Raw genomic sequence first — 11,129 nt, forward strand, 5'->3', positions numbered from 1 at the left:
GTGGGTGAAGCCGTTCAAAGCAACTGGTTAACGCACCCAGCCCGTGAAGCCCTGGCCGATGTTCCTGGTCCTCTCGGGGGTGCGGAGGGTGGCGGCGCCGCCCGTGTCGACCGCGGCCGACACGACGCGTACGAGCCATGCGTTGACCGACAGACCCTGGCGGCTCGCGGCCTCCTCCGCGCGGGTCTTGAGGTGGGCGGGCAGACGCAGATTGACACGCGCGGTGCCGCCCTCGTCCGTCTCCGCGGGGACCGGGGCCGGTGCGGGCGCCGGCGCGTCGAGCGGTTCGGCCCGTTCCTCGTACTGCGGCAGCACCACCACGAAGTCGGGTTCGAGGCCACGCAGCCGTACGTCGACCGAGCCGGGGGCGAGTTCACGGGTGATCTCGTCCATGGCGGCGGACAACACATTGAGCAGGGTCAGGCGGGTGGCCGACTCCAGCGGCGCGGTCAGCCGCTCGGCGAGCGTGCGGGCTTCGTCACCCGCTGCCTCTGCGGCCACCGTCAGTTCCCTGCGGAGTGTCTCGACATACGGCGTGAGGTCCATGACGCAATAGTGGCACCACTATTGCGCCATTGGCAAGTCCGAAGGGCCAAAGCATGGCGCAGGTGGCGTTCCGTGGCGCCAGATGGACCCGTCGTTGCAGGTCAGACGGGGCGAGGTTACGGCACCAAGTTGTCGCAAGTTGGTGTCGCACGAGGCTGGCCGGGCATTTTCTCACCGTTCGAGATCAAGCGCTTGGCGTTCGGACGAGTCCTTCGCGACCCATGAACTCCGGCAGCGCCGGGCCGAACCAGGTGGTGAGAGCGGTCCGGAGCGCGGAGGTGTCGAGCGCTCCGCCGGGGGCGGCAGCCCAGGCGACATGGCCGTCGGGGCGGATGAGGAGAGCGGCGGGGGCGGGGATCTCACCGGCGGCCGGGACGGTCCAGTTGTCGTCCTCGCTCCGTGCCTCGACGAGATCGACACGACCGGCCCAGCCCTCGGCAGCCGCCGCCACCTCGGCGCTGCCGCGCAGGTCGAGCAGTACGGGGCGGGCGGCGTGCAGCAGTTCGTAGACGCGGGTGGCGCCGTCGGGCGTCTTGAGGTCGGCGTCGGGGACCCGGCGGCCCGCCAGCGGGTGGCCGCCGTCGACCGGGTACCGGATGTCCAGTGCGGTGATCATGCCGCGCAGGTACTCGTTGACTTCGTCGAACACCAGGAGCGAACTGAACACGTCCCGCAGCGCGTCCGTCTGGGCGCCGGGGCGGGCCAGGGCCACCTGAGCCCGGGTGTTGTGCAGAAGGCGCTCCCCGACGGGGTGGCGCTCATCGTGGTAACTGTCCAGCAGGCTCTCCGGCGCCGGGCCGCGCACCACCGAGGCGAGCTTCCAGCCGAGGTTGGCGGCGTCCTGCACTCCTATGTTCAGCCCTTGCCCGCCGGCCGGGAAGTGGATGTGCGCCGCGTCGCCCGCGACCAGCACCCGGCCCTCCCGGTACCGGGCGGCCTGACGTGCGGCGTCGCTGAACCGGGAGATCCACCGCGGGTTGTGCATGCCGTAGTCCGTGCCCGCGAGCCTGATCAGCGCCTCCCGGACCTGTTCGAACGTCACGGTGTCGTCGCGGTCCGCGACGCGGTCGTACTCGGAGGTGATCACCCGGTGCCAGCCCGGCTCCAGGGCGAACACCGAGAAGTAGCCGGTCTCACAGCGCCGCGCGAAGATGTAGTCCTCGGGCAGATCGGGGAGTTCGACGTCGGCGAGCAGCGAGGTCATCGTCGCTGGAGTGCCGGGGAAGGCGATGCCCGCCAGCTTGCGCACCGTGCTGCGCCCGCCGTCGCAGCCCACGAGGTAGCGGCCGCGCACCGTCGCGGGTGCCGTCCCCGTCGCCGTGCCCAGCTCGACCGTCACGCCGGCCCCGTCCTGACGGATCCCGCTCACCTCGGACGACCGGCGCACCCGCACGCCGAGCTCGGCGGCCCACTCCTCCAGCAGCCGCTCGATGGTGGACTGCACGATCATCAACGGGAGGGGGTGCCTGGACTCGAACCCGGCGAAGTCCAGCCAGAGCCCGGAGAAGTGGGCCACCGGCGTCACTTCACCGGCCGCCAGGAAGCGGTCCAGGACTCCGCGCTGGTCCAGCACTTCCAAGGTGCGAGAGTGCATCCCGCCTGCCCGCGACTCGCCCGTCCGCTCCGCGAGCCGTTCGACCACCACTACGTCGACGCCCGCCAGCCGCAGCTCACAGGCGAGCATCAGGCCCGTCGGTCCGGCTCCCGCGATCACCACGTCCGTGTCCATGCTGGTGTCACCCACGTCGTTTCCCCCTCGTTCCACCGCGCCTCTGACGTCGTGCGGGCCTCTGACGTCGTCGCATCGCCTCCAAGGTCACGCAAGTGGATCAGCCGGTCAAGACAACGCCGGTGCCGGGACGGGGCATGCGGCTGTCGAACAGGCCGTCCCGCCGGCGGGACGGCCCGACGCGGCGGGAAGGATCCCTCACACCGTTGGAGACTCCTCCGACCTCGCCGTTTCGGTGGGGGTGATGAGGCGTCGCCGGTGGGCAACTGTCCGGTGGCCGACGCGATTTCGGTGCTTGGGCGTGGCGAAGTCCTGGCGCGGTGGTCTTCTCCATTAATTCATCCCAGGGGTTGAATGGGCCCTATTCCAAGTACCCACTGCAGCATGGAAATCCAGCGCCGTTCTGATTCAATACGGCTGACTTTCCTCTTTCCGTTCCCGGCGAAGGTTTCGCAGGTGCTGGTTCTTCCCTATCATTGCGCCGGAGACGACAGCGGGCCACGATAGAGGCGATGACCCCGTTGTCCTGCCAACGGGACAGTACGGCTGTTTCATCGACTATTCGTCGCTCCATTGCCGCGTCTCAAGGCCGCGATGCCGGACAGGCAATGTTTTCGTCACACCACGAAAGGTGGGTGCTGTATGTTCGTCCCCAACCACTATCGGGAACCGGACGTTTCCTGGATGGTCGATCTGATGCGCGGGAACTCCTTGGCGCTGATGGCCAGCAACGGGACTCCCGCTGACGGGCCGTTCGCCACCCACCTTCCGGTCATCACCGACCCCCAGTGGGAGGGACGACCCACCGCGGACCTGGCCGGCATGCCTCTGCTGGGTCATATGAACCGCGCCAACCCGCACTGGGCGGCGCTGGAAACCGGGTCAGTGATCCTGCTGACGTTCACCGGTCCGCACGCCTATGTCTCGCCCACCGTCTACGACGTCACGCCGGCCGCCCCGACATGGAACTTCACCTCAGTGCACGTGCGCGGAGTAGTGGAGAAGATCGAGTCGACGGCGGAGACACTGGCTGTCGTACAGGCGACGGTACGGGCCTTCGAGAAGGAATTCGGCAACAGCTGGGACATGAGCGAATCCCTGGACTATTTCCGCAAGATAGTGCCCGGCGTCGGCGCTTTCCGTGTCCTCGTGACCAAGGCCGAGGGAATGTTCAAGCTCAGCCAGGAGCAGAGTCCCGAGATTCGCGAGCGGGTGGTGCAGTCGTTCGCCGGGCGCGGATGCACCCGGCACGAACAGACAGCCGATCTCATGAGCCGTCTGCCGTAACGGTCTTTTTCCGTGACGCGGGGTCCGAACCCTTGGCGAGTACGGACCCCGCGACTCTCATCCCCCGGACGGACGCCCCCCGGCTGCCTCCAGCGCGACGGTCGTACCGAACCATGCCCGCGATCTCGTCACACGAGAGGCGATTGCCGGTCGGTCTCCTTCAGTAACTGGTCGGCGGCGGCGTCGAGCGTGGCCATCACCCACTCCTCCAGCTCGGTGCCGGCTTGTGCCGCCGCCTTGTGCCACCACTGAAGCCGGTTGTCGGGCACGTCGAGCCGGCTTGTCGTCGCCACGACGTCCGTCTGCTTCGGAGCGTCCTCGCGCTGGGCCCGGATGGCGTTGCGCAGTTGCTTGGTGCTCCACTTCATCCGCTCGGCACGATCGAGCCAGGCATCCTGCTCATCGACGCGGAGCGACGCCAGCTCGGCATGGTGCTGGAAGCTGAGCGCGGGGCGCCGCCGATCCAGTTCGAACCGCCGGGAGACCCAGGCGTAATTGCGCAGCGTCTGATACTGGAGCCCGGCCGCGCAGATACCGCGCTCATAGCGGTCGGCGTAGTGGTCCTTGCCGTAGACGAGCCAGTCCCCGAGCCACCACGACGACGAGTTGAGCAGCCCGGAGAGCTGGTGCCCCGCACGTTCCCAATCCTCGAAGGCGAGTCCGGCGGGTATGTGCAGCCCCATCTTCGTGGTGAGCACCTGATCGCGCCGCGGCTCCGCCCCGCCGGCGGATCTTCGGGTCCTCGACACAGCCTCCGCGGTCCTGCCGAACATGAGCGCCTTGGAGTCTTTGCCGTCCTCGACCTGATTTGCCATCACGCCTCCCCGTCTACGCGCGTATCGACCGATCGGATTCGAGATGGCTCCCCACGAATAGGAAAGCGTGCACCCCGTTATTTTGCACGTATGCCAAAAGCAGTGAGCCTCTTCCATCCTTGGCCTGAGCCGGCGTGATGCAGGCAGAGGATGGCCTGGACAAGGCTCGTGATGCGGACGTGCAACCGCCCCCTTCTCTGGCCTCGCCCATGGACCTTAGGGTCACCGTGGGCTTTGGACTTTGTCATCCGCGCAGGAAACTTTGTCAGTGGTGCACCGCCTCAAGGTCGCGCCGCATCAGGCGAGGGGGCCCTTGCGTGTGCCCGTCGAAGCCGTTGCGCAGCGAGAGAGAATCCCGCCAGACTGCTGTCGGGAACCGGCCGTATCGAAAGGGGGGTCTTGTGGGGGAACGGGCCGAGGTACTGCCAGGCCGGCGCTGTGAGCGACGCGGACGGAGGTCCGCCTCGTGAGCCCGGTCCTGGACACCGCGTTCATACCGCCGCGGGATCGGAAGGAAGTGGTCCGGAACGCGGTGTGGGAATCCATGGCGACGGTCGACATCGACCACCGTCCGCCGGCTGAGGACATCTCCGTCCGCATAGGACTCGGCACGGTGGGGCCCCTCAGGATCTGTTCGGCGCGGGCGACCGCGGTCACGATCCGTCGCACGGAACCGCTCGCCCGGAAGGACGAGGAGGCGGCCGTCATTCTCGGTGTTCAGATGACGGGCAGCAGCACGGTGGTACAGGACGGCCGCCAGTGCTTCCTGAGGCCGGGCGACTTGGCCGTCTACGAATCGATCGCTCCCTACACCCTTCTCTTCGACGAAGGAGTCGACCACCGCTTCATCCGTTTCCCCCGCGCGGCACTCGCGCTCCCCGACCGGCTGCTGCGGGACATCAGCGCGGTCCCCCTGGGACCCGACAACCCCCTCGCACGTCTCGCCTTCACCTACTTCTCCCGACTGGCCGTCACCGACGAACTGCACCAGGGAGCGCACGCCGACGCCGCCGTCCGACCCAGCGTCGAACTTCTCCGAGCCGTCCTGACGTCCCAGCACGGCAACTCCAGCCTGGCCAAAGGGCCGTGGGAAGCGACGCTCAGCCTGCGGGTCACGCACTACATCCGGGAACATCTGGCTGACCCCGGTCTGTCGGCGGCACGGATAGCCGCCGCGCACAACATCTCCGTACGGCATCTCTACACCGTGCTGTCCCGCTCGGGAATCAGCCTCGCAGACTGGATCCGCACCCGCCGCCTGGCCGAATGCAGGCGGGAGCTGGCCGGCCCGAACGGGCGGCTGCGGACCATCGCCGCGACGGGGCGGAACTGGGGCTTCCCGGACCCGACCCACTTCAGCAAAGTATTCAAACAGACGTACGGAATCTCACCCCGGGCCTGGCGCGAACAGAACCACCCCCACTCCACCGCGTGACGGTCTCCGCGCGGCCACGTTCGGCGTGGCCGCTATTGGACCCTCGCCGTTCGACCAGCAGCTGCCTACCGAAAGCGTTCAGCCGGGCATTACGGCGGGACACCTGCCAGCTGGGACTGGCTCCTTCCTGTACGTGAACGACGCTCAGGTTCCCGTCGACTGGTGCCTGCACCTGCCGACGGCCTGGACACAGGACCCCGCACGACTTGACTTTGGCGTCATCTGATCGCCTGGTGGCACCCCAGGGGGCCTGCCCGACTCCCGCGAACTGGGCAGCGCGCGAATTCCGCGGGCGACCGAACACGGGCTGCCGATACCTATCGGTACACACGTCCGGCCCGCCGCTGGACGGCCTCCTGCCGGTCCTCACCGGGGACAAGGCTCGCCACGCCGCCCGGCGGGGGCGTGCGACCGGACCTCCCGCACCACGGGAATGCACGAACCGGCGGTCTTCCCGGGCGGGCACTTCCGCCTCGATTCCCAGGGCGACGCCCGTACGCAGGTGACCGATTCCGCTCCCTGTCACACGGCGTTCCAAGCCCTTCACCCGCGCAGGCATCCCGTAATGGCGCTAATGTGGCGCCACATGACGTCATCGGAGAAATGCGTCCCGAACCGCGAGGCGCCCCCGCCTGTTCTCCCCCAGCCAGTGCCGGAAGGAGCCCGCGGTGGGCGGCAAGAGACAGAAGGCCCAGGACGCGCGGCGCGAGGCGCGCACCGCGAAGGGCGCCCGACGTGGTGAGGGCGGGCCAGGATCCACTGCTTTCCCCGGTCGTAGGGGACCGTGCCTCGGTGGCTCGCGTCCCCGGGACCGGAGACGAGCCCCCCGCGCCGAAGCGTGAACCTGCGTCGTTCGGGCTGCCGTCTGCACCAGACCGGCGGCCGCAGACATCCCGAAGGCGGCCCGTCATGCCGATGTTCGACACGCCATTACCTGTCCGGGTGGTGCTCAGCCTGGTGTTCGGCGAGGTCCAAATCGTCGCGCGTGACCGCCCCGAGACGATGGTCGTGGCGTATCCGCGCGACAGCGACGACGAGGACGACGTACGGACCGCCGAACAGCTGCGCATCGACTACACCGACGGCCGGCTGCTCGTGAACGTCCCGGAGCCGGGCGGGAACGGCGGCGCCGTCGTCGTGCTGATGGCCGTGCCAACCGGATCGAGCCTGCACGGCCACGGTCTGGCGGCGGACTTCCTCGGAGTAGGAGAGCTGGGCGAGTGCCACCTCAGCACGGGCATGGGGCACATCAGGCTCCAACGTACGGGCAGCGTGCAACTGACCGCCGCCCTCGGTGACATCACGGTCGACCGCGCGGTCGGCACTGTCGAGGCCACGGCGGACCGTGGCGACGTCCGGCTCGGGCTGATCGAGGGCAGGGCCACGATCGGTGCGAAGGGCGAGGGCGACGCCACCGTGGGAGAGGTACGCGGTGTCGCCCGCCTGCACGCCGAGAGGGGGGCCATAAGGATCAGCCGGGCGCACAGCGACGTCGAGGCCCGGACAACCCACGGCGACATCGACGTCGAGGAGGTGGTACAAGGCTCCGTGGTCACCGCCACCACTTTCGGCAGCATCCGGATCGGTGTGGCCGAGACCAGCAGCGCCCGCCTGTCTCTCGACTCGGCCGCGGGCACCGTCTACACGGCCCTCTCGCTCCTGGAAGCGTACGAACAGGCCGACAAGGTCGTGCGCGTCCAGGCCCGGACCGTGATCGGCGACGTCGTGGTGAAGCGTTCCGCTGCGGAATGAGTCGTTCAGCGCCGCACCGGAGGCAGTCGATCATGCCTGCTCCCCTGGGGGTCCGGGAGGCGGCACGGCGCCACATCGCCAGCGGTGGTTCGAGAGCGCGAGGCTTGCGCGGGAGCCAAGGCGATGCCATAATGGCACCACCGTTCGCCGCCCATACATGACAACCTGGCGCGAGATTCCAGTCGCCGCTGAGGCGGAGAGCGAAGGTGGCTACGGGGCGATGTCCGCACCGATCACGCCACTGTCGGTCAACGCAGACGACGTCACCATCCAGCACAGCGGCTGACGGCACCACCAGCTGAGCGCTGGCCACGATCACGGTACCGATGCCGGTCCCCGTCGGTTCATCGGTGCCGCCCTCGCAGGCCCCGGAGAGAAATCCCCCGCTCTCCGGGGCCTGCGTGTTCCCATGTAAGGCCGACGTACGAGACCGGCACCTCATACGCGGGTCCGCAGCACGTCCCGTCCGGCCGTGCCTGCCTGTCGCATCTGACCACCGCGGTCCTGTGGGTGGCGTAGATGCCCCTATGTTGCGTCAAGCGGCGGAGGCGGGAACAGGGGCCACTGTCACCGGGTGGACGCGGCGGTAGGTCTCGCGCGCGACATAGCGCTTGAGGCAGCGGATGATTTCGCGCTCGGACATGCCGTGCTCGGCTGGCGGTGCCGGCACGGACGTAGTCGTGACTGGCCGCTCCGGCGGATCGAGATACAGCCCCACCACGTCATGGACCTTGTCGACGAAGAACGGGTCCGTGGACAGCTTGAACATCTCGGACCGGTGCGACTGCAGGCCGAACGCACGCCGGACCCGGGAAACGGTCGATTGCGGGTCCGTGCGAGGACGTCCGGGACCCTGTGTACCGCACCGGAGCGGACCAGGAAGCTAGGACGTGGTCTGTCGCGCCCTCATGAGGCGGCTCCCGCACGGTACTTGACGCCGCGCAGTACGTCGCTCAGGTCCGCCAGCAGGGTGGCCTCCTCGGCTCTGAGGTAGAAATGCCCACCTCGCAGCACCCGGAGCCGGAAGGCGGCGTGTGTCATGTCCGCCCAGCCGCGCATCTGCTCCGGGCTCACTTCGTCATCATCGTCGCCGATGTAGCCGTACACCGGGCAGTCGAGCGGAGGTCGGAGGCCACCGGGGTAGTCGTCCATCAACCGGTAGTCCGCCCGGACCGCGGGAAGCAGGATCTCCAGCAGGTCAGGGTCCTCAAAGACCGAGGCACGGCTCTCGTCGGGGCGCAGGACACCCGCGATGATCTCCTCGTCCGTGCCGCAGAGCTGCCTCCGGCCGTCCAGCGCATGCGGCGGACGGCTGCAGGACACACACAAGGCGGCCGGTGGATGCCCCCGTTTCTGGAGGCGCAGCGCCACCTCGTGCGCCACGGAAGCACCCATGCTGTGACCGAACAGCACCAGCCGATGCCGCGTCAGCTCGCCGAGCGCGTCGGCTAGGTCGTCCGCGAGGGCTTCCAGCCCGGACGGGAACGGATCGCTGAGCCGGTCCTCCCGGCCCGGGTACCGGACGGCGAGCACGCCGACATCCGAAGGCAGTCCCAGTGGCCAGGTGCGATATGCGTTCGCCCAGCCGCCGGCATGAGGGAAGCAGAGGAGCTTCGTCCCGCACCCGTCGTCATCACGGAAGCGGCGTACCCACCGCTCTTCCACCGGAGTCCTCATCCAAGGATCCCTTTCCATACGCCGGACACATGCAGTGATTCAGCACGATCGGTGAAGAAGAATATCTTTGGGCGCGTTCAAGCGACCTCGGCCAAGCTCTACTCCGACAACTTCCGGTCGATCGCTACTTCTGCATACCGGAGATCTTCCTTCAGGCGAACAACCGCGGGCGGGACCGGGCGTCACGGGCGCGGCGCCGGTCCCGCCTTTTATTCTGCGGGCGTTCAGCGGATGTCGCCTCCGACCTCGGCGGGAATTGCTCGCTCGGCGTTCCGCCCTCCGCATCGGGCGACGATCGAGTTGGCGATCTCGCCGCTTCGTACAGCGATGTTCGACAGCAGCGAGGAGGTCAGACCGTGGGTGTGCTCGGTACCGCCCTGAAGATAGATGCCGCACCGCATTTCAGGGGCGGTGACGATGCGGTAATCCCGCTCCACCCGGTATCGGCCGGCCTCGTCTCGCAGACAGTAACGGTCGAGATCGCCGAGCAGTTCTGTGGGCTTCATGGTGTTGTAGCCGGTCGCGCAGACGAGTGCGTCGAAGTCGAGTTCGCGCACCTCGCCGTCGGGGCCCACCTGCAGTGAGACGCGGGTCTCGGCGCCGGCGCGCTTCACACCGGTGACCCTCGTCAGATTGAGGAACTGAAGGCGTCGGACACCTCGTACCTCGTCGTCGTACGACCTGCGGTACAGATCCCGGATCACCTCGTCGTCGACGACCGAGTAGTTCGTGTTGCGGTGGTACCGCCAGAACGCCTCCCGCGTCTGCTCGGTGCCGAAGTAGTAGTCGTCGACGGCCGCGGGGTCGAAGATCTGATTCGCGAAGGGGGTGTCGTCCGCGACGGAGTAGCCGTAGGACGGGATGACCGAGCACACCTGGGCGTGCGGAAGCTCGTCGTACAGAAACCTGGTGATCTCGGCGGCGCTCTGGCCCGCCCCGACCACCGCCACCCGACGCAGTTCCTCGGGGTTCATCCGGCGGTACTTCTCCAGGAACTCGGAGCTGTGCCAGACCCGTTCGTCACGCTCGGTGCCCTCGGGCATACTCGGGACCAGGCCCGTCGAGATCATCACGTTCCGTGCCTCGACCACGCGGTTGACCCGACCGGTGGCATCCGCCACCTCCAGTCGCAGACGGTCCGAGTGCTGCGGATCGGCGCCCGGCGGCAGCTGGATCGATGTCACTTCCGAGCCGTACTCGATGCGATCGGCCACCTGTGCCTGCGCCCACTCGAGGTACTGGTGGAACTCCTGGCGCGTAGGGAAGAAGTCCTGGTTGTTGACGAACTGCGGGAGCCGCCCCGACGCGTGCAGGTACGCGATGAAGCTGAAACTCGACGTCGGATTGCGAAAGGTAACCAGGTCCTTGAGAAAGGATATTTGCATGGTCGCTGACGGCAACAGCATGTTGCGGTGCCAGCCGAAGGAGGACTGACGCTCCAGGAAGAGAGCGCTGATCTCATTCCCCAGACCGTTCGCCCGGTACTCTTCCAGGGCGATGGCGAGCGACAGGTTGGACGGACCGAACCCAATGCCGACCACGTCGTACGACTCGTGCTCACGAACACTCATAGATGATCCTCCCGTTGGCATGGCATGGCTATGCGATGCGCTGTTCGCATCTTCGACCGGTAATCTTCCGCTCCGGGAAGGACCCACGTCCGGGCGAGCTTGAATTCCATCGGTCGCGCCGCCAACGTAGACCGGCACGGTGAACCATTCAAGTACGCCGGACTCACCCGACACGCACCGATCCATCAGCGTATCCGTGGGAGTCGTTCCTTTTATGGGGGCTGCGCATTTCGTGTCCCGCCGACGGGACACGAAATGCATACGTGGGAACCCCAAGTCCGTTCCCCCTCGTATCACGAGACAGACGGAATTCGAAA

At 67.5% G+C, this 11,129-nt stretch carries 8 protein-coding genes and 1 pseudogene; 3 read left to right on the forward strand and 6 right to left on the reverse strand.

Annotated features, from left to right (window positions below; translation table 11 throughout):
* Nucleotides 1–27: 27 nt before the first annotated feature.
* Together ACIBBB_RS25395 and ACIBBB_RS25400 are read right to left on the reverse strand one after the other, a co-directional pair.
* Nucleotides 28–546: a hypothetical protein gene (locus tag ACIBBB_RS25395; protein WP_398985744.1), complete on the reverse strand. Its 519-nt coding sequence runs from the start codon at nt 544–546 to the stop codon at nt 28–30.
* A 184-nt stretch (nt 547–730) separates the two neighbouring features.
* On the reverse strand, nt 731–2,290 hold the full coding sequence (locus ACIBBB_RS25400) for an FAD-dependent monooxygenase (RefSeq protein WP_398985746.1): 1,560 nt from the start codon (nt 2,288–2,290) through the stop codon (nt 731–733).
* Between the two features lie 627 nt (nt 2,291–2,917).
* Between ACIBBB_RS25400 and ACIBBB_RS25405 the strand changes: the two genes are divergently transcribed.
* Nucleotides 2,918–3,562 carry an FMN-binding negative transcriptional regulator gene (locus tag ACIBBB_RS25405; protein ID WP_398985748.1) on the forward strand — a complete coding sequence of 215 codons (645 nt, stop codon included), beginning with the start codon at nt 2,918–2,920 and terminating at the stop codon, nt 3,560–3,562.
* A 128-nt stretch (nt 3,563–3,690) separates the two neighbouring features.
* Here the strand turns inward: ACIBBB_RS25405 and ACIBBB_RS25410 are convergent, their stop codons facing one another.
* The gene (locus ACIBBB_RS25410) at nt 3,691–4,377 is read right to left on the reverse strand and encodes an LmbU family transcriptional regulator (RefSeq protein ID WP_398985750.1); all 687 of its coding nucleotides are present in this window, start codon (nt 4,375–4,377) and stop codon (nt 3,691–3,693) included.
* Nucleotides 4,378–4,843: 466 nt separating this feature from the next.
* Between ACIBBB_RS25410 and ACIBBB_RS25415 the strand changes: the two genes are divergently transcribed.
* Nucleotides 4,844–5,812, forward strand: a complete 969-nt coding sequence (locus ACIBBB_RS25415) for a helix-turn-helix domain-containing protein (protein WP_398985752.1) — start codon at nt 4,844–4,846, stop codon at nt 5,810–5,812.
* A gap of 909 nt (nt 5,813–6,721) precedes the next feature.
* A complete protein-coding gene (locus tag ACIBBB_RS25420) occupies nt 6,722–7,564 on the forward strand; it encodes a DUF4097 family beta strand repeat-containing protein (protein WP_398985754.1) in 843 nt (280 codons plus the stop codon).
* 688 nt (nt 7,565–8,252) lie between these two features.
* Here the strand turns inward: ACIBBB_RS25420 and ACIBBB_RS25425 are convergent.
* The 3 genes and pseudogenes from ACIBBB_RS25425 to ACIBBB_RS25435 form a co-directional block, all read right to left on the reverse strand.
* Nucleotides 8,253–8,387: pseudogene (locus ACIBBB_RS25425) on the reverse strand (IS630 family transposase); the annotation flags it as partial.
* 83 nt (nt 8,388–8,470) lie between these two features.
* Entirely contained in the window at nt 8,471–9,241 is a 771-nt protein-coding gene (locus ACIBBB_RS25430) for a thioesterase II family protein (protein ID WP_398985756.1), read from the reverse strand.
* Between the two features lie 224 nt (nt 9,242–9,465).
* Nucleotides 9,466–10,812 carry a lysine N(6)-hydroxylase/L-ornithine N(5)-oxygenase family protein gene (locus ACIBBB_RS25435; RefSeq protein WP_398985758.1) on the reverse strand — a complete coding sequence of 449 codons (1,347 nt, stop codon included), beginning with the start codon at nt 10,810–10,812 and terminating at the stop codon, nt 9,466–9,468.
* Nucleotides 10,813–11,129 lie beyond the last annotated feature (317 nt).

Source organism: Streptomyces sp. NPDC051217 (assembly GCF_044455465.1).
Lineage (GTDB): Bacteria > Actinomycetota > Actinomycetes > Streptomycetales > Streptomycetaceae > Streptomyces.